The sequence below is a fragment of the Herbaspirillum sp. alder98 genome, from assembly GCF_020179755.1.
In the GTDB taxonomy this organism is placed as follows: Bacteria; Pseudomonadota; Gammaproteobacteria; order Burkholderiales; family Burkholderiaceae_D; genus Herbaspirillum.
The window spans coordinates 65,684-87,215 of the sequence record NZ_JAIUCY010000001.1 but is presented as its reverse complement, the minus strand read 5'-3'; the positions used below and the strand labels follow the sequence as shown (position 1 = coordinate 87,215).

At 59.0% G+C, this 21,532-nt stretch carries 24 protein-coding genes; 10 read left to right on the top strand and 14 right to left on the bottom strand.

Annotation, left to right across the window (positions count from 1 at the left end; all coding sequences use genetic code 11):
* The first annotated feature begins 17 nt into the window (after positions 1–17).
* A complete protein-coding gene (gene fliE / locus LBW87_RS00415) occupies positions 18–377 on the top strand; it encodes a flagellar hook-basal body complex protein FliE (RefSeq protein WP_225199470.1) in 360 nt (119 codons plus the stop codon).
* A 220-nt stretch (positions 378–597) separates the two neighbouring features.
* Here fliE and LBW87_RS00410 read toward each other — a convergent pair whose 3' ends face one another.
* From LBW87_RS00410 to lexA, 10 genes are all read right to left on the bottom strand, one after another.
* Positions 598–1,353, bottom strand: coding sequence for a flagellar brake protein (locus LBW87_RS00410; RefSeq protein ID WP_225199469.1), 756 nt, complete (start codon positions 1,351–1,353; stop codon positions 598–600).
* Between the two features lie 21 nt (positions 1,354–1,374).
* Positions 1,375–1,719: an EscU/YscU/HrcU family type III secretion system export apparatus switch protein gene (locus LBW87_RS00405; protein WP_225199468.1), complete on the bottom strand. Its 345-nt coding sequence runs from the start codon at positions 1,717–1,719 to the stop codon at positions 1,375–1,377.
* Positions 1,706–2,878: a flagellar hook-length control protein FliK gene (locus LBW87_RS00400; protein ID WP_225200314.1), complete on the bottom strand. Its 1,173-nt coding sequence runs from the start codon at positions 2,876–2,878 to the stop codon at positions 1,706–1,708. The genes LBW87_RS00405 and LBW87_RS00400 overlap by 14 nt, the downstream gene beginning before the upstream one ends.
* A gap of 2 nt (positions 2,879–2,880) precedes the next feature.
* The gene (locus LBW87_RS00395) at positions 2,881–3,210 is read right to left on the bottom strand and encodes a flagellar protein FliT (RefSeq protein WP_225199467.1); all 330 of its coding nucleotides are present in this window, start codon (positions 3,208–3,210) and stop codon (positions 2,881–2,883) included.
* A 2-nt stretch (positions 3,211–3,212) separates the two neighbouring features.
* Positions 3,213–3,668, bottom strand: a complete 456-nt coding sequence (gene fliS / locus LBW87_RS00390; RefSeq protein WP_225199466.1) for a flagellar export chaperone FliS — start codon at positions 3,666–3,668, stop codon at positions 3,213–3,215.
* A gap of 37 nt (positions 3,669–3,705) precedes the next feature.
* Positions 3,706–5,742 carry a flagellar filament capping protein FliD gene (gene fliD / locus LBW87_RS00385; RefSeq protein WP_225199465.1) on the bottom strand — a complete coding sequence of 679 codons (2,037 nt, stop codon included), beginning with the start codon at positions 5,740–5,742 and terminating at the stop codon, positions 3,706–3,708.
* Positions 5,743–5,990: 248 nt separating this feature from the next.
* Positions 5,991–6,362, bottom strand: a complete 372-nt coding sequence (locus LBW87_RS00380; protein ID WP_225199464.1) for a flagellar protein FlaG — start codon at positions 6,360–6,362, stop codon at positions 5,991–5,993.
* 79 nt (positions 6,363–6,441) lie between these two features.
* A complete protein-coding gene (locus LBW87_RS00375) occupies positions 6,442–7,533 on the bottom strand; it encodes a flagellin (RefSeq protein WP_225199463.1) in 1,092 nt (363 codons plus the stop codon).
* A gap of 362 nt (positions 7,534–7,895) precedes the next feature.
* Positions 7,896–9,869 (bottom strand): tetratricopeptide repeat protein, encoded by a 1,974-nt coding sequence (locus LBW87_RS00370; RefSeq protein ID WP_225199462.1) that lies wholly within the window; start codon positions 9,867–9,869, stop codon positions 7,896–7,898.
* 190 nt (positions 9,870–10,059) lie between these two features.
* On the bottom strand, positions 10,060–10,713 hold the full coding sequence (gene lexA / locus LBW87_RS00365) for a transcriptional repressor LexA (protein WP_225199461.1): 654 nt from the start codon (positions 10,711–10,713) through the stop codon (positions 10,060–10,062).
* A 294-nt stretch (positions 10,714–11,007) separates the two neighbouring features.
* Here lexA and rpsF point away from each other — a divergent pair, with 294 nt between their 5' ends.
* From rpsF to LBW87_RS00320, 9 genes are all read left to right on the top strand, one after another.
* Entirely contained in the window at positions 11,008–11,373 is a 366-nt protein-coding gene (gene rpsF / locus LBW87_RS00360) for a 30S ribosomal protein S6 (RefSeq protein WP_008113362.1), read from the top strand.
* Between the two features lie 39 nt (positions 11,374–11,412).
* A complete protein-coding gene (gene priB, locus LBW87_RS00355) occupies positions 11,413–11,706 on the top strand; it encodes a primosomal replication protein N (protein ID WP_225199460.1) in 294 nt (97 codons plus the stop codon).
* A gap of 42 nt (positions 11,707–11,748) precedes the next feature.
* On the top strand, positions 11,749–12,033 hold the full coding sequence (gene rpsR / locus LBW87_RS00350; protein ID WP_008113365.1) for a 30S ribosomal protein S18: 285 nt from the start codon (positions 11,749–11,751) through the stop codon (positions 12,031–12,033).
* A gap of 24 nt (positions 12,034–12,057) precedes the next feature.
* A complete protein-coding gene (rplI, locus tag LBW87_RS00345) occupies positions 12,058–12,510 on the top strand; it encodes a 50S ribosomal protein L9 (protein ID WP_225199459.1) in 453 nt (150 codons plus the stop codon).
* A gap of 205 nt (positions 12,511–12,715) precedes the next feature.
* Entirely contained in the window at positions 12,716–14,161 is a 1,446-nt protein-coding gene (locus tag LBW87_RS00340; RefSeq protein ID WP_225199458.1) for a replicative DNA helicase, read from the top strand.
* A gap of 138 nt (positions 14,162–14,299) precedes the next feature.
* Positions 14,300–14,926, top strand: coding sequence for a DUF47 domain-containing protein (locus LBW87_RS00335; RefSeq protein WP_225199457.1), 627 nt, complete (start codon positions 14,300–14,302; stop codon positions 14,924–14,926).
* An 87-nt stretch (positions 14,927–15,013) separates the two neighbouring features.
* A complete protein-coding gene (locus tag LBW87_RS00330) occupies positions 15,014–16,021 on the top strand; it encodes an inorganic phosphate transporter (RefSeq protein ID WP_225199456.1) in 1,008 nt (335 codons plus the stop codon).
* Between the two features lie 113 nt (positions 16,022–16,134).
* Positions 16,135–16,431: a DUF6516 family protein gene (locus LBW87_RS00325; protein ID WP_225199455.1), complete on the top strand. Its 297-nt coding sequence runs from the start codon at positions 16,135–16,137 to the stop codon at positions 16,429–16,431.
* On the top strand, positions 16,428–16,802 hold the full coding sequence (locus LBW87_RS00320) for a helix-turn-helix domain-containing protein (RefSeq protein ID WP_225199454.1): 375 nt from the start codon (positions 16,428–16,430) through the stop codon (positions 16,800–16,802). Before LBW87_RS00325 ends, LBW87_RS00320 begins: the two co-directional genes overlap by 4 nt.
* Before the next feature lie 81 nt (positions 16,803–16,883).
* Here LBW87_RS00320 and LBW87_RS00315 read toward each other — a convergent pair whose 3' ends face one another.
* The 4 genes from LBW87_RS00315 to LBW87_RS00300 form a co-directional block, all read right to left on the bottom strand.
* Entirely contained in the window at positions 16,884–18,575 is a 1,692-nt protein-coding gene (locus LBW87_RS00315; RefSeq protein ID WP_225199453.1) for a PhoH family protein, read from the bottom strand.
* 308 nt (positions 18,576–18,883) lie between these two features.
* Positions 18,884–19,360, bottom strand: a complete 477-nt coding sequence (locus tag LBW87_RS00310; protein ID WP_225199452.1) for a peroxiredoxin — start codon at positions 19,358–19,360, stop codon at positions 18,884–18,886.
* Positions 19,361–19,403: 43 nt separating this feature from the next.
* On the bottom strand, positions 19,404–20,345 hold the full coding sequence (locus LBW87_RS00305) for a xylanase (protein WP_225199451.1): 942 nt from the start codon (positions 20,343–20,345) through the stop codon (positions 19,404–19,406).
* Positions 20,346–20,461: 116 nt separating this feature from the next.
* Positions 20,462–21,517: a bifunctional UDP-4-keto-pentose/UDP-xylose synthase gene (locus tag LBW87_RS00300; protein ID WP_225199450.1), complete on the bottom strand. Its 1,056-nt coding sequence runs from the start codon at positions 21,515–21,517 to the stop codon at positions 20,462–20,464.
* Positions 21,518–21,532 lie beyond the last annotated feature (15 nt).

The window sequence follows — 21,532 nt, the reverse complement described above, 5'->3', positions numbered from 1 at the left end:
ATCAAGGAGCGAGCAAAATGGCCGTACAAAGTGTGATCGACACCAGCCGCATCGAGGCGATGGTGGCCCAGTTGAAGGCGGCTGCAGCCAAGGCGCAGGGCGTGAGCGAAGTCGCTCGCCCGGGTGCATTGCAGGTCGAGAAGGCGGCGCCCCGGGTCGACTTCTCCGACGTGCTCAAGGGCGCGATTGACCAGGTCAATACGTCGCAGCAGAGCGCTTCGAAGATGTCGCAGGCGTTCGCGCTGGGCGATGACAACGTCAATCTGTCGGATGTGATGATTGCGGGCCAGAAGGCCAGCATCTCGTTCCAGACCAGCATCCAGGTGCGCAACAAGCTGGTGTCCGCCTATCGCGACATGATGACCATGCAGGTGTGATTTTCTGCGGTGCTACCTATCCGGTTCAGCAAGGCGCCTGCGGGCGCCTTTTTTGTTATTTTGTTATTTTTGTTGGCGTGATAGATGCTTGTTTGTCATTACTTTATTTCCTGTATGGAAATAAAGCGGCTCGGTCGCAGTGCCGGTTGTGCGGCGCAAAATCGGCGAACGTAAAAAAAGCCTGCAGTGCAGGCTTTTTTATCGATGGCCGGATACGGCATCACATCATGCCGGAAGCCTTGGCATTCTGTTCGCGTTCGAGCTTGGTGATGAAACGCTGGATGGCTGCCAGTACAGCACGCGGGATGTCGATGAATTCGCAGCCGTAGCGATTGACCGTCTTGCCGGTGGTCAGCTTGAATTCCTTGCAATCACGGATCTGCAGCTTGACCGACACCAGCGTGTTATCCGTCAGTTCGAGCTGGCAATCTTCGTAGATCACGCCGATGGTGGTCGGCAATACCTTCTTCTCGTCGGTGATGCCTACGCCGCCGGCACTGATGTTGTTGAGCATCGTGACAATGGTGACGAAGGATCCATCTGCCTGGGTCACGCGGAAAGTGCAGCGCAGCGGCTTGGCGATGGGGGTGGCGATGCGGAAGTACTCGCGGCGTTGCAGGCGAACCAGGCTGGCCGGGATGGCAATCTTCAGGGCCGGGCGGTTCTGGTGCTCGCAAGCAGTCGCCTGGTCGGAATTGAAGGTGATGCGGATGTTGTTGTACAGCGCTTCGAAACCGATGGTCTTGCTGGCCACGATATGATCGTTCAGCGTCGCGCTGGGCGCGGCATCGATGATCAGGGAATCGTCGTCGTCGTCGATCTCGAGAATCGACGTGATGACGGATTCCGAGCCGCCTTTGATGAACAGGCTCAGCAACTGGTTTTTCTCCAGCATGCTAGTCAGCAGGGAAAGGATTTCCCTCCGTGAATGAACCCGGTAAGGGCTGTCGTCGTCGATCTCGTCGTTGTTAGCCATCTGTGCGTCTGTACGTCGAATTCAGCGAATGGAATCGCTTTCCCCCGAAGGATTATTTGAGTAATTTGGTCCCGTATCATACAGCACCGGATCAATTAATTGCATATTTTCAATACGATAAAGCCATGCGAGCAATTCTGCGACAGTCCGGTATAGCGCGGGGGGGATTTGCTGGTCGAGTTCGACCTGCATCAGCAGCGATACCAGCTCCTTCGATTCGTGGACGAAGACGCCGCTTTCGCGAGCCCGGGCGATGATTGCCTCGGCCACCAGGCCGCTCCCCTTGGCCACCACGGTCGGCGCTGCCCGGCTGGCGTTATAGGCCAGGGCAACCGCGTTCTGCAGGGGAATATTAGGCTTCTCCATCTTGCTTGACAATCAACGAGTCCAGTGAGGTGCCGGCCGCCGCCATGGCGCTGGCAAAGAGTTGGCCGTTGCTGCGCAGGGCAGCGGTGGCGGCGGGATTGTCGGCCTTTACCTGGACGTGGATCTGCTGGCCGATCAGGCGGATCGACGCCGATACCTGGCCCAGTTGCGCAAAATTGAAGCGCACCACGCTATGCCAGGTGGGGGCCTGTGAAGATTCCGGATCGAGCGGCTTCTGGTTGTCGTCCTGCCCCTGGTTGATTTCCCATTCCATCTGCTGGCCCGGCCAGACCTCGCCGTGCCACACCACGCGTTGTTGTTCCAGGGCGTTGAGCTGCAGGTTGACGATCTGGCCCAGCTGACTTGGCGCCGGGTCGTTCTGGTTCAGCAGGTTGACATTGCCATTGGCCTGGCGCGCCACCTGGGACTGTGGTTCTTTTAATAACTCTTCGGCCGGGCGCTTGCCTTCGGCCCAGGCCGAGACATGCGACTCATAGAACACGCCGCTGTAGGTGATGGCGTCTTGCAGGGCGCCCGCCATCTGGCCGGCCGGTGCGCCTGCCTGGCCCAGCGGGGTTGATGACGTCACGTGCTTGGCGACATTGCCCTGTTGCGATGCCAGCAACAGGCTGTCGATCAGCTTGCCGGCATTGCTCAGTGTGGTGGTGCTGCTGGAGGGGGTATTGGCCTGGCCCTGGCGCTTGCCGTCAGCGCCCAGCTCATCCGGCACCTCGACATTCTCGGCGACGCCGCCGGCACCGTCGCGCTGTACCTGCTGCAGAATCTTGAGGTCTTTCTGCATGGCGCGCCCGGCAGTGCTGAGCGCGACTGCCGCGCTTTCGTCATCCTGCTGCAGGCTGCCCTCCTTGAGGGCGAAAGTAGGGCGGGGGTCCTTGCCGACCAGGGTCAGGATCAGCGAATCGCCGGTGCGGGCGTTGGCCGGCAATACCATGCGTGCGGCGGTGTTGGCGATCTTGACCAGGAAAGTGCCATCATTGAAGGCGGAGACCACGCGACCGGCCATCTGCTGGCCGATGGCGATTTGCGACAGTCGGCTGACCGCTTCTTGCCGGGTATCGGCAACCGAGATGATGGCCGTGGCCGCATCGACCGAATTGACTGGCGTCACGGCGTTGGCGATGTCGACCCGCGGCAGCATGCTCAACCGCCCATGCCGTAGGTATTAAGCAGTTTCTGTTCGGTTTGGTTGCTCTGGATCAGAGCCGAGAGCCGGCGCAGGCCGGGTTCCGTGAGGTTGCGGATGTCGCGGTCGTCCTCCAGCACCTTGCGGATGATCTCGACCTTGCGATTGCGGTGCTGCTCGGACAACTGCACGTGATCCTCGAGATTGCGCAGGGTCGCGATGTAAGTACCAGACTGCTCTTCGAGCGAGGCCAGCAGCTCCCAGTCATTGGCGCGCGCGGCAGCCAACATCTGATCGGTCAATTGGGCGACCGACTCATAGAGGGAGATGACTTCGTCACTGGTCATGGTCATGCCTTGGCAAAGCTTTGCCGGGCGTCAAACGCTGGCTGAGCTGGCTGCGCGCTAGCGCCGACTTGCGGTTCGATCTGTTGCCATGCATCCCGGATGCCGTCGAGCAGGCCATGGATCTCGGTCAGGATCTCGGGATTGTTGCTGACGTTGGCTTCGAACAGGCGGCGGCTCATGTATTCGTACAAGGCGTCCAGGTTGAGCGCCATGTCGCCACCGACATCCTTGTTGAGGCTGGCGCGCAGGCCGTTGTCGATGATCAGGATGGCCTTGGTGATGGACTCACCCTTTTGCTTGATATTGCCCTCGGCCATGTATTTCTTGCCCATGGACATGGCCATCAGCGCACCGTCGAACAGCATCGTGATGAGTTTGTGCGGACTGGCCGCGAACACCCCGGTCTCAACGCCAACCTTGGCATACGCATTGGCCCCGCGATTAATACTTCCGAACATGACGTTCTCCTATGCGCGCTGTTTCACCTGCAACAAATCAGGCGCTGGTGCTGCTGGACAAGCTAGCCAGTTGCTGGGTCAGATAACTCTGGGTAGCCTGCATGCTGGCCAACGTGACGTTAAGCCTGTTGAACTGATTGGTGTAACTATCTTTCAAGGTTGACAGTCGCGCTTGCACTGCCGTCTGCCGGTCAGTGTTGATCTTCAGGCTGGCCTGGAGGCCATTTGTCTTGGTTGCAATGATGCCACCATCGCCCAGGATGCTATCCATGAGCGTAGTGAGCTTGGTAACAATACCATTAGTCGACGAAAAGAGGTTGTCAATCCCGGCAAAATTGGCAGATGAGGCAGTTGTCAGTTTGGTATTGTCGAGCGCCAGCGTGCCGTCCTTCTGGAAGCTGATCCCGATGTCGCCCAGCGAACTGATGCCGTTGCCGCCGGTGACGGTGCCAAAGAGCGTGCTGCGCAATTGCGTCATGATGTTCTGCACCGACGACTCGCTGGCCAGCGGTGAAGCGCTGGTCGATTCGCCCAGGGTAGTCGACGGCGTCTGCTTGGTCAGGCTGGCAATCGACTTGGCCAAAGTGTTATAGGCCGTCACGAAACTGGTGGCCGTGGTGGTGATGCCAGTGGTGTCGTTGGCGACGTTGAGCGTGAACTTGTCGTCCGCAGTGGTGACTTTGGCCAGATTGAAGGTCACGCCGGAAACGGCATTCTCGACTTTGTTGCTGGCGCTGGTGACGGTCACGCCGTCAATCGTCATCTTGGCGTCCTGGGCTTTCATCAACTGGCCCATGGTGCCACCGGTCAGGGACGAGTAGTCGTTGGTGCCGGTCAGCGACACCGCACTGGTGCCGCTCGGTGTCAGCACCAGGTGATCGTTGGAACCGTCGTTGCTGATGCTGGCGGTGACGCCGGCGTTGGCCCCGTTGATCGCCTGCATGACGTCATTGAGATCGATCGCGCCGCTGCCATTGGCATCGGTAGGATTGATGGCCACCGTGCTGTCGCCGACCTTCAGGTTCAGCGTGCCGCTGGCAAAAGTCGCGCCCGGTGTGACATTGGGCGAGGTGTATTTGCCGCTCGGGTCGAAGCTGAATGCGGCGAAGTCGCTGGTGCCGGTGATGCGGATGGTGTTGGTCGCGCCGCTGTCCTTGGCCGAGACCACCAGGTGATCGTTGGTGCCGTCACTGACGATCGTGGCGGTGACACCGGCCTCGCTGGAATTGATCGCATCGCGAACGCCAGCCAGGGTATTAGAGGCGGGCTTGATGATGGTGGTCGAGCCGGTGCCGGTCTTGATCGCCAGCAGCCCGTTTTCGAACTTGGCACCGGGGGCAATCCCGGCCGAGCTGACCTTTTGCGCCTGCGCCAGCTGCGTCACGCCGATGGTATAGCTGCCGGAGGCGGCCTTGGCGGCATCACGTGGCGCCTGGATCTGGGTCACGGTACTGGGGGTGCTGCTGTTCGGATCGTACGCCATATCCGACAACGAATTGTTGGCCGTGATCTTGATGGTATTGGCGGTGCCGCCAGTATTCGATTCGAATACCAGGTGATCGCCGGTGCCGTCCGTGACGATCGAGGCGGTGACACCGGACTTGGAGGCATTGATGGCATCGCGCACGCCAGACAGCGTGGCATTGGCCTGGAGCGTGACGAATGTAGGCTGGTCGGTGCCGACCTTGATGGCGATCGAGTCACCGGCGTTGAAGGTGGTGCCTGCGGCAAAGCCCTTGGACTGCAGCTTCTGGGCCAATACCTTGGTCGATGTGTCGGTGTTGATATCGGCCGTCAGTGGATCCGTGGTCAGGCCGGTGCCGGTGCCGGCATTGCTGAGCGTGGCTTTTTGCGCACTGAAGCTGGCCGAGGTCATGGCCTTGATGGCGCTCTGATAGGTCGACAGCGAGGCTTTGAGGGTGCCGTAGGCCGAGATCAGCGTGTTGTAGCTGGTCGCCTGGTCCGTCAGTGGCGTCAGTTGGGTGTTGGCTTCTGCCTGCACCAGCTTGCTGACCAAGGTGGCGACGTCAAGCGGGCCTGCGGAAGTGGAAATCGTACCAGCGGAAGTCGCCATTGTTTTGCTCCTGAATCCATGCGTTTCGCACAGCTTTGCAGGCGAGCCGCGGGCAAGAGGGGCAAAATGGCGCTCTCAGGGTCGGCGTCGATGCTTGATGACGCTGTGCGGGAAATTTAAATCCGTTATGAAATGGAGTACCGGAGGCTCTCATGTGCTGTGGCAAGGCCGTTGCACATAATATTATTCACAGTACTACAGTTCATACCAGACTTCAGTCAGTGACAGAGTTCTGATAAACCCCGATGTCAGGCTTTGTCGTTCAGCAGCAGCCCGCGCATCTTGGCGATCGACTTCGATATCGCAATGGCTTCTACAGTGGGAATCTGCAGCAGGACCTTGTCGGTGTCGGTGTCGATAACTTTAATCACCGTCTCTCCAGTGTCCTTGTCTTGCGAAAAGTTCAGAGAAGTGGCGTTGTTAGCGGCGAATTCGTTGAGTTTGGCAACAGCCGTATCAACTTCTTTCTCGCTTGGTTTTTGATTTGTGGCAACAGGTGTCGCTGTTGCAGCAACGGCAACCGTTGATGCGACTGGAGCACTTTGAGATACCGGTGCTTGTGATGCGTATGCAGTGCCGGAGTCCCCTGTGACCGTGTTGTTGAGTGGGGTGATCGACATGATGTTACTCCCTTCCTTAATTGGAACGTGCGGAGAATAATAATCTATTCCCCGCACGTCATCTAATCAGCGGAGCGGATTAGCCTTGCAGCAGCGACAGGACCGACTGCGGCGCCGCGTTGGCTTTCGACAACATCGCGGTACCAGCCTGTTGCAGAATCTGCGCACGGGTCAGGTTTGCAGTTTCGGCAGCGTAGTCGGCATCCATGATACGGCTGCGCGACGAAGTGATGTTCTCACTCGACACTTGCAAGTTGCTGATAACTGCGGTGAAGCGGTTCTGCACAGCACCGAACTCTGCACGCTTGGACGAGATCGAGCTGATCGCCTTGTCCAGGTTCTTGATCGCCTTTTGCGCATCGCTCTGAGCGGATGGGGCAGCAACTGCCTTGTCCAGCGACAGCTTGGCGCTGTCAACAGTCGATTGCAGGGTCACTGCCGACGATGCCAGTGCTTCGGCAGTCAGAGTCGAGCCGGTAGCGAACAGGTTGTCCAGGGCAGCCTTGGCCGAGGTGTAGGTTGCTTGTGCAGTGCTCACACCCGAGGTGTCGCCCAGACCGATCAGGCCCTTGGCGCTGGTGCCGATCACGTCGGCGATGGTGCCGTCGTTGGACAAGTCAGCCAGCGAGATGGTGATCTGGTCGTTGAGCTTGTTGTCGGTGACGTTTGCACCAACTTGGAACGACAGGCTCAGCGAAGCCGAAGCAGCGCCCGAAGTCGAGCCAGTACCGGCGCTAGCGCCCGAACCAACACCGGTGAACAGGTTTTGGCCGTTGAACTGGGTGCCGTTCAGGACGCGGAAGACTTCATCCGACAGTTGCTTGTATTCGTCGTTGAGGGTCTTGCGATCTTGTGCGCTGTTGGAGCCGTTCGAAGCCTGAACAGCCAGTTCACGCATACGTTGCAGGTTGTCGGTAACAGTCGACAGTGCGCCTTCAGCGGTTTGCGCCAGCGAGATACCGTCGTTGGCGTTACGTTGTGCAACGGCCAGGCCCTTGACCTGAGCGTTCATACGGTCGGCGATTGCCAGGCCGGCGGCGTCGTCCTTCGCGCTGTTGACGCGCAGGCCAGACGACAGACGCTGGATCGAGGTGTTCAGCGACGATTGCGAGGTGTTCAGATTGCGTTGGGTGTTGAGCGACGCAATGTTGGTATTAATGACTGATGCCATGTTAATTCTCCTAAGATTTGAGACCGATGATACGAGTTTCAGTGCTTAACTTTGGTCTTCTACCCATGAGCCTCAGGCGTTTCAACCTCTGTTACTTGCTTTATCGGGTGGCCTTGGAAAAAGTTTAGGGTTTTACGCAAAAAATCTTTTTCAACGCCTTCCGAACCAAAACTGCGTGCTTTAAATAACCAAGCAAACCTTTTTCGGCGCGGTTTTTAAAAACTTTAGGCATTTTTTAGCGTGCACTAAGGAAATTAGTTTCGTTATGGCATCAGGGGTAGATTCGGATCACGGCTGTCTCGCAATGACAAACGGCCGCCCGATGTTTTCATCGGGCGGCCGTGCAGGGGTAACGCGCAGGTTCAGGCGTTGTCGATCTTGCCATCCCGCAATGCAGTCAGCTCGATGGCCATCTTTTGGATGACCGGCTTCCAGTCGTGCGCGACCGGTTGACGGAACAGGCGCATGTTCGGATACCAGGGGGAGTCCTCGCGGTCCATCAGCCAGCGCCAATCCGGAATATGCGCCAGCAGGGTCCATGTGCGTCCTCCCAGCGCGCCGGCGAGGTGGACGACAGACGTATCGACGCTGATGACCAGGTCGAGGTTGGCGATGGCCGCGGCGGTGTCGGCAAAGTCGCCGAACTCTTCGCCCATGTTGATGACGGGCGTGCCCGGGGGCAATGTTGCGAGATCCTGGGTGGGCTTTCCTTTTTGCAGCGAAATGAAGTCGATGCCCGGCAGAGCGAACAGGGGTTGCAATTCTGTTAATGGAATCGAGCGCCGCTTGTCGTTGGCGTGTTCAGGGTTGCCGCCCCAGACAAAGCCCACTTTCAGGCGGCGGCCATCTGGCGCCAGCTCGGCTAATCGGGATTGCCATTTTTTCAGGTCGCCTGGGGCAGCTGACAGATAAGAGGGATAGCTTGGAATGTCGTCGACGGTGTCGCTTCCGAGCGCATGCGGCAAGCTCATCAGCACGTAGGCGCAATCGCAGCTGGGCAGCGGGTCGGTCTCGCGCACCAGCGTGATGTCCTTGGAGAAGCTCTGGAACAGCCGGTACAACGGGTTCTTGACGTGCAGGGCGATGCGGGCGCCGCGCTCCTGCAGCAATCGGGCATAGCGCACGAACTGGATGCTGTCGCCAAAACCCTGCTCGTGCATCAGCAGGATATATTTACCTGCCAGTGATGACTTGCCATCCCACTTCGGGATGATCTCGAACAGCTTGTGAATCATTCGATACACATGCGTGCGTTCGCGCACGATCAGGCGACTTTCATGATTTTCCCAGCCCTGCTGCATGCGGCCATGCAAAAGTTGCCCAAGTGCAAGATTGTGGCGGGCAGTCGCATAGGTCGGCTGGATCTCCAGCGCCTTCTCGAAATAGTCCAATGCTTCCAGGGACTTGCCGTCTTCATGCATGACGGCGCCGATATTGTTATAAGTAAGAGCGTGGCGAGGATCGATCTCGAGCGCCTTCTTGAATAACACCATGGCTTCCTCGGTGCGCTGCTGGTTTTCCGCGATGCTGACGGCCAGCTTGGCGTAACTGTTAGGGTCCTTGGGCGCGATCTCGATGATGCGTTGATAATGTTCGTTGGCCTGCTCGACCTGCTTCAGCTTGAGATAGGTGTCGGCGATCTTGCTGTGTGTGTACACATCCTTCGGATCCAGCAGGATCGAGGTCTTGAGCGACTCCAGCGCTTCCTTGTAGAGTTCCATCGCGTGGAATGTCTCGCCCAGGGCAGTATGTGCCGGGGCGAAGCTGATCTGCAGTTCCAGCGACTTCAGGATGACGGCCACCGCTTCATTGAAGCGTTTGGCGTCGGTCAGGGCGCGGCCCAGGTGGGACAGGGGGCCGGGCGCCTCCGGTTCGCGCCGCGCGGCATCCTCGAAATAGGCGATCGAGGCATCCGGATCGTTTTTCTCGTGCAGGGCGTTGGCCAGCCCGACCCGCGCTTCGCGCGAATCGCGATCGATGGAAATGGCTTCTTCGTACAGCTTGATCGATTCGTCGATGCGGTCTTGCTTGAGGACGATGGTGCCCAGGGTGGTGATGTACTCCGCGTTGCCGGGATCGAGCTCGACGGCGCGACGCAGGAAGCGTTCTGCCAACGGGTATTCCAGTTCATGCATGGCAATCAGGCCCCGCGCATTGTGGGCAAATACAAGGTTGGGCGCGCGCTTGAGTACGGCGTCGCACAAGGCCTTGGCCTGGTCGATCTTTCTGTCATCCAGCAAGTCCAGGCTGGCGCGTACATCCAGCAGGTCTTGCAGATTGCGGGTGGGGGCCGCTGGCTTGGTGGTTTTTGCGTTGCTCTTCTTGCGCGTCGACATCGATGATTCCCTTGCTTTTATTTAGTATGCCGCCTCCCCTGAGGGCCGGGTGCGTGTCAATAACGGCACATGATATGTGCCAACGCCGGTGAATGAAAGTACGAACAGAATGCAAAAAATCCCCGTTTCACGCGAACGTGCGTCGGGGATTCAGGAAACTGGCAGGCAGGCCGCCGTCTACGGGAAAAACTTACCAGCTGCGCAGCAAGCCCACGGCCAGGCCTTCCAGCGCGAAGTCGTCGGCGCCAGGGGCGACAATGATCGGTTCGAAGTCGGGATTCTCGGGCAGCAGGGCGATGCTCGACCCCGTCTTCTGGTAGCGCTTGACGGTCACGTCGTCGCCCAGGCGAGCTACCACGATCTGGCCGTTGCGGGCCTGGTCGGCCTTTTTTACTGCCAGGATGTCGCCGTCGAGAATGCCCGCGTCGCGCATCGACATGCCGCGCACCTTCAGCAGGTAGTCGGGGCGCGAGGCGAACAGGGCAGGGTCGACATGGTAATTCTTCTCGATGTGCTCCTGGGCCAGGATGGGCGAGCCGGCGGCCACGCGTCCCACCAGTGGCAGCGTCAGTTGCATCAGTGCCGGATGCGGCAGCGCCATCTGGCTGCCGAGGTTGATGCCGGCGGTGCTGCTTTCGCGCAGCCGGATGCCGCGCGATGTGCCGGGTGAAATCTCGATGGCGCCCTTGCGGGCCAGTGCCTGCAGGTGTTCCTCGGCGGCATTGGCCGAGCGGAACCCGAGCTCTGCTGCGATCTCGGCGCGCGTCGGTGGGAAGCCGGTGTTTTCGATGGCGTTCTTGATCAGGTTGAGAATCTGTTCCTGGCGCGCGGTGAGCTTGAGCATGTTGGAGGCCTTTTTCTTTAAAAAGGCTGTTTGTATGAACAGTCTGTATTTTTATACAGTTACATTCTTTGTGTCAACGGCAACATGTTGTCGTCAGGCGGCGGCAGGGTGTCTTATATAGATAATGTTTGGCCGGATCCGGTCGCGGGACACCGCTTGTCGCCGCCCAGCCTCGCCAAACGTGTCGATACATTGCGGCGGTGTCATATTTCGAGTATAGTTGCCGGCTTTCCTCTTCCCACACCCGTCTTGACGCCGGGGTGGGCGTCTGTCAATAGTCCACAAGGAGTCTACATGCGTCATTATGAAATCGTATTTATCGTCCACCCGGACCAAAGCGAGCAAGTTCCGGCGATGATCGAGCGCTACAAGGGCATCGTCACCACTCGCGGCGGCAAGGTGCACCGTGTCGAAGATTGGGGCCGTCGTCAACTGGCCTATCAGATCCAGAAACTGGCCAAGGCACACTACGTCTGCCTGAACATCGAAGTCGACAGCGAAACGCTGGCCGAAATCGAAACCGGCTTCAAGTTCAACGATGCAGTCCTGCGTCACCTGACCGTCAAGACCAAGAAGGCCGAAACCGGTCCTTCCCCGATCCTGAAGGCAGTGCAGAAGGAAGACGCGGCCAAGACCCGCACTGAAGCACCGGCAGCCTAATTGCCGATTGCGATAGAAAGCACCAGCGCCACCAGCGCAGTGAACCAGCTTCAAGTAGTCGCCTTATTGGCCGAACGCGATGTATTGCGTTACACACCGGCCGGTATCCCGATTGTGACTGCCAGGTTGCAGCACCAGTCGGAACAGGTGGAAGCAGGCATCAAGCGCCAGGTAGAGTTCGACATTGCGGCCATGGCCGCCGGGGAAATCTCCGGTCGACTCAATCGGGCAGCGCTGGGGGGCACGTTCCGGTTCACCGGTTTTCTGGCCCGCAGGAATCGCAACAGCAAGAGCGTCGTGTTTCACATCGTTGATTTTGATCTGGTCGGTTGATCCGATAGATCTCACCCAATTTACAGATACAGGAGCCTCATCATGGCATTCGGTAAAAAGTTCGATAAAAGCAAACTGAAGCAAAAGCGCCAACAGCAAAACCCGCTGTTCAAGCGCAAGAAATTCTGCCGTTTCACCGCCGCTGGCGTTGAACAGGTCGATTACAAGGACGTCGAGACCCTGAAGGACTTCGTCCAGGAAAACGGCAAGATCATGCCGGCACGTCTGACCGGTACCAAGGCTCACTACCAACGTCAGGTCGACACCGCGATCAAGCGCGCACGTTACCTGGCCCTGGTGCCTTACACCGATCTGCACAACGCGTAATCGGCCGAGAAATAGGAGAAAAACATGCAAGTCATTCTGTTGGAAAAGATTGGTAATCTCGGTGGTCTGGGCGATGTGGTCCGCGTCAAGGACGGTTTCGCACGTAACTTCCTGATCCCGCAACGCAAGGCACGTCGTGCTACGCAAACCGCGATCGCTGAATTCGAAGCCAAGCGTGCAGACCTGGAGAAGGCCGCCGCTGAAAAGCTGGCAGCTGCTCAGGCTCAAGGCGAGAAGCTGGCTGGTTCGACCATCGAAATCGGCCAAAAGGCTGGCGTTGATGGCCGTCTGTTCGGTTCCGTCACCAACTTCGACATCGCTCAAGCACTGGCCAAGAAGGGCTTCGTGGTCGAGAAGTCGCTGGTTCGCCTGCCTAACGGTCCGTTGAAGATCGTTGGCGAGCACGCCGTGGCCGTCGCCCTGCACACCGACGTGGTGGTGGATGTCACCATCGCCGTGAAGGGCGAGCAAGCGTAATCAAACGCTCGCTGCAATTCAATTTGCAACAAGAAAGCCGGGTTCGCCTGGCTTTTTTGTTGCCATTTTCTAACTAAATCGCCCCGTCAGATGCACGCTGTCATGTGTGGATCGCTGGTCGTGCAGGGCAATCCGGCTGCCGGTGTCAACTGCCCGGCCTGACAGCCATCCGGCTGGCAACGGCCATCTCCGAGAGCAGGTTATAATGCGCGCCATGAAAGAATCATCCCGCGCTTCGAAAGACTCATTCCCGCCGTTTCGCGGTTCGTCCGATCCTGAGGTCGATTCACTGCGGGTGCCCCCGCATTCGATCGAGTCAGAGCAGTCGGTGCTGGGTGGACTGTTACTCGATAACGCTGCCTGGGATCGGATCGCCGACTTCGTCAGTCCCGAAGACTTCTATCGTTATGATCACCGGATCATCTTCGAGCACATCGTCAAGCTGATCAATGCGACCAAGCCGGCTGACGTCATCACCGTATTCGAAGCACTGTCCAACAGTGGCAAGGCCGAGGAAGTCGGCGGCCTGGTCTACCTGAATGCCCTGGCGCAGAACACGCCCTCCGCTGCCAACATCCGTCGTTACGCCGAGATCGTGCGCGACCGCGGTATCCTGCGCAAGCTCATCACGGTGGCCGACGAGATCTCCGGCAATGCGTTCAATCCGCAGGGCAAGGACGTCAAGCAGATGCTCGACGAGGCCGAGTCGAAGATCTTTGCGATCGCCGAAGAGGGCTCGCGCGGCACCCAGGGTTTCATGGAAATCCAGCCGCTGCTGACGCAGGTGGTCGAGCGCATCGACGAACTTTACAACCGCGACAATACCAGCGACATCACGGGCGTGCCGACCGGTTTCATCGATCTCGACAAGATGACTTCCGGCCTGCAGCCGGGCGACCTGATCATCGTCGCCGGCCGTCCCTCGATGGGTAAGACTGCGTTCTCGATCAACATCGGCGAAACGGTGGCCATCGAGAGTGGCCTGCCGGTCGCTGTGTTCTCGATGGAAATGGGCGGTACCCAGCTGGCCATGCGTATGCTGGGCTCGGTGGGGCGGCTCGACCAGCACCGCCTGCGCACCGGTCGCCTGCTTGACGAGGACTGGCCACGCCTGACGCATGCGATCCAGAAGATGAACGATGCGCAGTTCTACATCGACGAGACGCCCGCCCTGAGCCCGATCGAATTGCGGGCGCGTTCGCGCCGCCTGGCACGGCAATGCGGCAAGCTGGGCCTGATCATCATCGATTACCTGCAGCTGATGTCGGGTAACGGCGGTAGTTCTTCCGAGAACCGCGCTTCCGAAATTTCGGAAATCTCGCGGAGCCTCAAGGGCCTGGCCAAGGAACTCAATTGTCCGGTCATCGCGCTGTCGCAGCTCAACCGTGCCCTTGAACAACGTCCCAACAAGCGTCCCGTGATGTCCGACTTGCGCGAATCCGGCGCGATCGAGCAGGATGCTGACGTTATTTTGTTCATTTATCGCGACGAGGTTTACAATCCGGACTCGCCCGACAAGGGAACCGCCGAGATCATCATCGGCAAGCAGCGAAATGGTCCCATCGGCAGCATCCGGCTCTCGTTTTTGGGGCAATACACCAAGTACGACAACTATATCGGCAATCTGGCCAACCCATACGGCGGCGATTGACGGAGGAAGTCCTGTGCTGCGCGGCTGCCATGGGCGGCGCGCGGTGCGGGAAGATATACGCCGGTGGTGGCAATCGGATCGCCACCGGTATAAACAGCGCCCACAGGCGGGCGCGACATATTGATGAGAGAGTGAAACATGTTTGGACGACTGATGCCGACCGAAGGCAAATTCTTTGACCTGTTCAATGAGCATGCCGAGTTGGCGGTCAAGTGCGCAAAAGAGATGGTGGCACTGATGACCAATTTCGATGATCTCGAAATCCGCGTGCATGCCATCGAGACGGTCGAAAAGCAGGCCGACAAGGTGACCCACACCACTATCGAGCTGTTGCACAAGACCTTCATCACGCCGCTCGACCGTGACGATATCCACCAGCTGATCACCCGCATGGACGATATCCTCGATCTGCTCGAGGACGCGGCCCAGACCATTTCGCTCTACGACATCAAGGCCATCACGCCCGAAGCCAAGCGCCTGGCGGAGCTGTGCCTGACCTGTGCCGAGAAGGTGCAGGCGGCCGTCGGCCTGCTGCACAACATGGACAACTCGCGTCAGATCCTGGCGATCTGCCAGGAGATCGATCGCCTCGAGTCTGACGCCGACCACGTCATGCGCGCAGCCATGTCCAAGCTGTTCCGTGACGAGCCCGATGTGCGCACGCTGATCAAGCTCAAGGCCATCTATGAAATCCTGGAAACCGTGACCGACCGCTGCGAGGACGTGGCTAACATCATCGAAGGCATCATCGTCGAGAACGCCTGATGTTGATGTCGCCGGCGGCCCTCAGCGGGCCACCGGCTGCATGATGAACGGCCTGTCGGCCGCCCCCCAGTAAACACGGTTTCCCCCATGCATACAGTTCAAATCAGCCTACATATCCTGGCGCTCCTGATCGTCCTGGCGCTGCTGTTCGATTTCATGAACGGTTTTCATGACGCCGCCAACGCCATCGCCACGGTAGTCTCGACTGGCGTGCTGCGCCCGCAGACTGCGGTTGCCATGGCTGCCTTCTTCAACCTGGCGGCGGTGTTCGTGTTCCACCAGCTGCATGTCGCGGCATCGGTCGGCAAAGGCACCATCGATCCCAACGTGGTGGATCATTACGTCATCTTCGGCGCGCTGGTCGGCGCCATCTTCTGGAACCTGGTGACCTGGTACTACGGCATTCCGTCGTCTTCCTCGCATGCGCTCATCGGTGGCCTGGTCGGCGCCGCAGTGGCCAAGGCCGGCACCGGCGCGCTGATCTCGGCGGGCTTGCTCAAGACGATCCTGTTCATCGTCCTGTCGCCGTTGCTGGGCCTGATCTTCGGGTCATTGATGATGTTGATGGTGTCGTGGATATTCTTCCGTTCCACGCCGCGCAAGATCGATGGCTGGTTCCGCCGCCTGCAACTGCTGTCGGCTTCGATGTACAGCCTGGGGCACGGCGGCAATGATGCGCAAAAGACCATTGGCGTGATCTGGATGCTGCTGATCGCGGCCGGCCATTCGAGCGGCGACGCGCCGCCGATGTGGGTGATCATTTCGTGCTATTGCGCCATCAGCCTGGGCACCTTGTTCGGCGGCTGGCGCATCGTCAAGACCATGGGTCAGAAGATCACCAAGTTGAAGCCGGTCGGCGGTTTCTGCGCCGAAACGGGCGGGGCCATCACCTTGTTCATCGCCACCGCATTCGGTATCCCGGTCTCGACCACGCATACCATCACCGGCGCCATCGTCGGCGTGGGCGCGTCGCAGAAGATGTCGGCGGTGCGTTGGGGCGTGGCCAGCAACATCGTCTGGGCCTGGGTCTTCACCATTCCGGCGTCGGCCTTCGTGGCTGCCATCGCCTGGTGGCTGGGGACAAAGATCCTGTAACGTCTGCTTTGCCTGACGAAAATGGCCTCCAGTCTGGAGGCCATTTTTTTGGGGATTTCGGACGGTAGGCGTGCAATCGCATCATCCCATATACAGCCGTGATAATATAAGTCATGGCTGATAAGAAGATTGCAGATGATTACCATCGGATTGCCCACCGTCGGGGAAACGGGGCCTTGCGGCGCGAGGTCTGGGTTGACCAGCAGTGCCAAGTCACCCGATACAACCTGGCCTATATCAATCATGCGCTCTACGCGGGAGACAACGGCCGTGTGGTTGGGTATGACAATGCCCACGGCCATCACCATCGACATTATTTTGGGCAGGTGGAACCAGTCAATTTCATCAGTTTCGAGGATATCGAACACCAATTCCAGCAGGATTGGATCGCATTGAGGGAGACAAAATGAGCAAGCTTGCTATCGTTACCGGCACCGAAGAAGACTTTTTTGCCCGTGGCAAAAAACTGGCCCGCGCCGCAGACCGTCGGCAGAAGATACCTGAGCAGAAAATCATCAGCTTCGAAGATCCGTCCGACGTCGCAAGGCTGGTCACGGTGGCAAAGCTGGCACTATTTCGTGCGGTAAGAGAGCAACCGGGATCGATCACCGACATCGCAGCACGGTTACATCGTGATCGCAGCGCGGTAAAGCGCGATCTCGATGATCTTGAGAAGTACGGTCTCGTGACGATCGCAGATACGGTATTGCCCGGCCATGGGCGGATGAAAGAAGTACGCGCCACCGCTTCCAGTTTCACGTTACAGGCCGAGTTTGCCTGACCTGGCCAATTGAATTGACTAAAAAAAATGACCACCGCAAGGTGGTCATTTTCGTTGTACATCCAACACTAGAACTAATCGTTACAGCACATCGCTCGCATGATCGGCCAGGCGTGAGCGTTCGCCGCGCGCCAGGGTCACGTGTCCGCTATGCGACCAGCCCTTGAAGCGGTCGACCACGTAGGTCAGGCCGCTGGAGCCTTCGGTCAGGTAGGGGGTGTCGATCTGCGCGATGTTGCCCAGACAGATGATCTTGGTGCCGGGGCCGGCACGTGTGACCAGTGTCTTCATTTGCTTGGGCGTGAGGTTCTGGGCTTCGTCGATGATCAGGAACTTGTTGACGAAGGTGCGACCGCGCATGAAGTTGAGCGACTTGATCTTGATCCGCGAACGGATCAGGTCCTGGGTCGCGGCACGGCCCCATTCTCCGGCGTCGCCGTCGGACTTGTTGAGCACTTCGAGGTTGTCGTCGAAGGCGCCCATCCACGGCCCCATCTTCTCTTCTTCGGTGCCCGGCAGGAAGCCGATGTCTTCACCCACCGGCACCGTCACGCGGGTGACGATGATCTCGTTGTAGAGCTTGGTCTCGAGCACCTGCGCCAGACCCGCCGCCAGCGCCAGCAACGTCTTGCCGGTACCGGCCTGGCCCAGCAGCGTGACGAAGTCGCACTCGGGGTTCATCAGCAGGTTCAGGGCGAAGTTCTGTTCGCGATTGCGCGCGGTGATGCCCCAGACGCTGTTCTTGGCGTGACCGAAGTCGCGCAGTGTCTGCAGCACGGCGGTCTTGCCGTTGATCTGCGACACCTGGCCGTAGAACGAAGGCTCGCCGTTGCGCGGCTCGATGAAGACGAACTGGTTCACCAGCAACGACGGCACATAGGGGCCGGTGACGCGGTAATAGGTGTAGCCGGTGCCATGCTTGTTTTCCTGCCATGACTCCATGCCCTTGCCGTGCTTGTTCCAGAAGTCATCCGGCAACTGCTGGATGCCCGAGTACAGCAGGTCGGTGTCTTCCAGGACATGGTCGTTGAAGTAGTCTTCGGCCGGCAAACCGATGGCGCGCGCCTTGAGGCGCATGTTGATGTCCTTCGACACCAGCACCACCGGGCGCTCCGGATACTGCTGGTCGAGCGCACGCACCACGCCCAGGATCTGGTTGTCGGCCTTGCCCTGGGGCAGGCCGTCGGGCAGGGCGGCATTGGTCAGCTTGGTCTGGAAGAACAGGCGGCCCTTGGCGTCCTTGTTGCCCAGCTTGGCCAGCGGAATGCCGAGGTCGATCGCATCCTCGGCGATGTCGCTGACCAGCGCATCCAGCGAACGCGAGATCTGGCGCGCGTTGCGGGCGACCTCCGACATGCCTTTCTTGTGGTTGTCGAGTTCCTCGAGCGTCACCATCGGCAGGTAGATGTCGTGTTCTTCGAAGCGGAACAGCGAGGTCGGGTCGTGCATCAGCACGTTGGTGTCGAGCACGAACAGCTTGGACATGCCCATCTTGTCGGCGGTGCGGCTGGTGGTCGACTTGGAACGGCTTTCGACCGGCTTGGCGCCGCTCTTGGGCTTCTCGGTGGCGGCGCTCTTGGTGGTGCTGCGGGCGCGCGGCGCTTCCTTGGCAACCGGCTCGGCGGCCTTGGCGACGATAGCCTTGACAGGGGCGGGCGCAGCGGTTTCTACGAGTGCGATGTTCGGTTTGACAGGTTTATTGCTCTCGGCCTTGGGATAGTCTTCGATGGACAATAACGCAGCTGGTTTGCTCGGCATTTTTGGCAGGGGCATCAGAACCTCGGTAATGAATGAAGAAAACACCGCTTTGTCAGAGCGAACAGGTTTGGCAAGACTGCTAACAGCAGGGGGGACGGCGAACGATAAAGGGGGGAGGCCAGCTGAAAAGAAAAAAAGCCGCTGTGGCAGGCCTGAGGCCTAAACCAGGAACGGCTTCCATGTGACGCTTTTCTATTTGAATTCAAAGGCTTGTTTCGAGTGACCGTTATTCGTCAAGCACGGCGGGATTGTTTGCCAGACAACCCCGTCGCGGCCCTTGATCGCTGTTTGCCCGCTGTTTGGCGCGGCGGGCAAGTACTGTCTCAGGCAATGGTTTTGATGAAGGCCAGCACGTCATCCACGTGGGCTGGAACCTTGACTCCACGCCATTCTTTCACCACTTTGCCGGTGCCGTCAATCACAAACGTGCTGCGCTCGACGCCGCGCACTTGTTTGCCATACATGTTTTTCATCTTCATGACATCGAACATGTTGCACAGCGTTTCGTCAGGATCCGAAATCAGTTCGAAGGGCATGCCGAGCTTGCCCTTGAAGCTCTCGTGCGACTTCACGCTGTCGCGGCTGATGCCGAAGACATCGGTGTTGTGCTGCTGGAACTCGGGGTGCAGGTCGCGGAACTGCATGCCCTCGGTGGTACAGCCAGGGGTGTTGTCCTTCGGATAGAAATACAGCACCAGGTTGCGGCCCCGGTAGTCGGCCAGATTGAAGGTCTTGCCGCTGGTCATGGCAGCCGAAAACTCGGGCACCGTCTTGTTGTGCAGTGATGGTCGATCAGTCAAGGTGCACCTTGTAGGTTGTTTGTTGTCAGTGGTAGGGCCGTGCTCAGCTGGCCTGGACGATCATCTCGCCGGAGCGTCCCGGCAATTCGCCCCAGGCGATTGGCAGGATCGGCAGGACATCGTCCTTGACGCTGTCGTGGTACTGGCCCATCGAGCACAGCTCGTAGCCTTGGGCGCGCCAGCCGCTGAGCAATTGTTCGAAGATGGGGGCAAGCTTCTGCCCTTCAAGCTCGGCGTGCAGCGTGAAGACGTGGTCGCGTGGCTCTCGGGTCAGACCGAGCAGCAACTGGGCCGCGTTGCCGGCATCGATCAACTTGCCGCCGATGGTGCGACCGAGGATCTCGTCGAGCGTGGGCAGGGTGGTCGGCAGTTGTACGCAATCGAGCGCCCGGCCATTGAAGGACAGGCGGTGCGGCCCGGCATCGGGATCGGCAATGCGACCGTCTTCGCGCAGATGGACCCGGCCGTCGGACGAATAGGCGATGCCGAATTCGTCGAGTTGCACGAAGGCATGCTGGTTCATCTGCCAGCCGGCGGCGCCATGGGTGCGCGGGGCACTGCCGAAGATGTCGTGGTAGCGGCCGTAGGCCAGTTGCATGGTCTCTTGCGTCCAGGCGGCGTCGGCGGTGCGCACGTCGTCCTGCCATACCCGGTGGTCCCAGGTATGGATGCCGCATTCGAAGCCGGCGGCAGCGGCCTGGCGCATGTACTCGGCGCAGGTCTTGCCGATGTCCGGCGCCGGCAGCAGCGTGCCGTACATCAGGGTCTTGAGGCCATAGTGCTCGACCACCGAGGTGCGCGATACCTTGCTGAAGAAGCCGGGACGGAAGATCTGCTTGAGGGCCCAGCCGGTATGGTCGTAGCCGAGCGAGAAGAGAAAGGTGGCGCCGGCATCGTGGCGACGCAGCTGGTTGATCAAATTGGGAACGCCCACGCGGGTGCCGCGATAGGTGTCGGCGTCGATCTTGAGAGTAAGTTTTGGCATGTGGGGGTGAGACTAGCACTGTGCGCGACTGGCGACAATATATAGCGCTGGCGCAACCGCAAAAACAAACCGCGCCATGCGGCGCGGTCTGTCATCAAGCCTTGCGAGGTGGCTTGTTAGTCCATCAGCGCGCGTGCTTCGGCGACCTGGCTGCGATAGGCGTCGAAGATGTTGCGCAGGGTGTCGGGCATGGTGGTGACCGGTTTCCAGTTCAACTCTTCACAGGTGTTGGTGATCTTGGGCACGCGGTTCTGCACGTCCTGGTAACCCTTGCCGTAGTAGGCGGCAGACGTGGTTTCGATCAGTTGCACCTGCTTGGCCGTGTCGGCGTATTCCGGATACTCGGCGGCCAGGGTCAGCATCATGTGCGCCAGTTCGCGAATCGAGAAGTTATTGACCGGGTTGCCGATGTTATAGATCTTGCCGGTGGCGATGCCGCCTTCGTTGGCGATGATCTTCATCAGCGCATCGATACCGTCGTCGATGTAGGTGAAGGCGCGCTTTTGCTGGCCGCCGTCGACCAGCGAGATGTTTTCGCCGCGCACGATGTGACCGAAGAACTGGGTCACCACGCGCGAGCTGCCTTCCTTGGGGGTATGGATCGAATCCAGGCCGGCGCCGATCCAGTTGAACGGACGGAACAGGGTGAAGTTCAGGCCGGCTTCCATGCCATAACCCCAGATCACGCGATCCATCAGTTGCTTGGCGCAGGAATAGATCCAGCGTGGCTTGTTGATCGGGCCGCAGATCAGTTCGGACTCTTCGGAATCGAATTCCTCGTCGTGGCACATGCCATAGACTTCCGAGGTCGACGGAAACACCAGGTGCTTCTTGTACTTGGCCGCCGAACGCACGATCGGCAGGTTGGCTTCGAAGTCCAGTTCGAACACGCGCAGCGGCGCATTGACGTAGGTGGACGGCGTGGCGATGGCCACCAGCGGCAGGATCACGTCACACTTCTTGACGTGGTATTCGACCCATTCCTGGTTGATCGTGATGTCGCCTTCGAAGAAGTGCATGCGCGACTTGTAGGCCTCGTTGTCGAGAATGTCGGTGATGCGGTCGGTCATCATGTCCATGCCATAGACGTGCCAATCCGTGGTTTCCAGGATGCGCTTGGACAGGTGATGGCCGATGAAGCCGTTGACGCCGAGAATGAGGACTTTTTTCATGATGTTAGCTAGTTG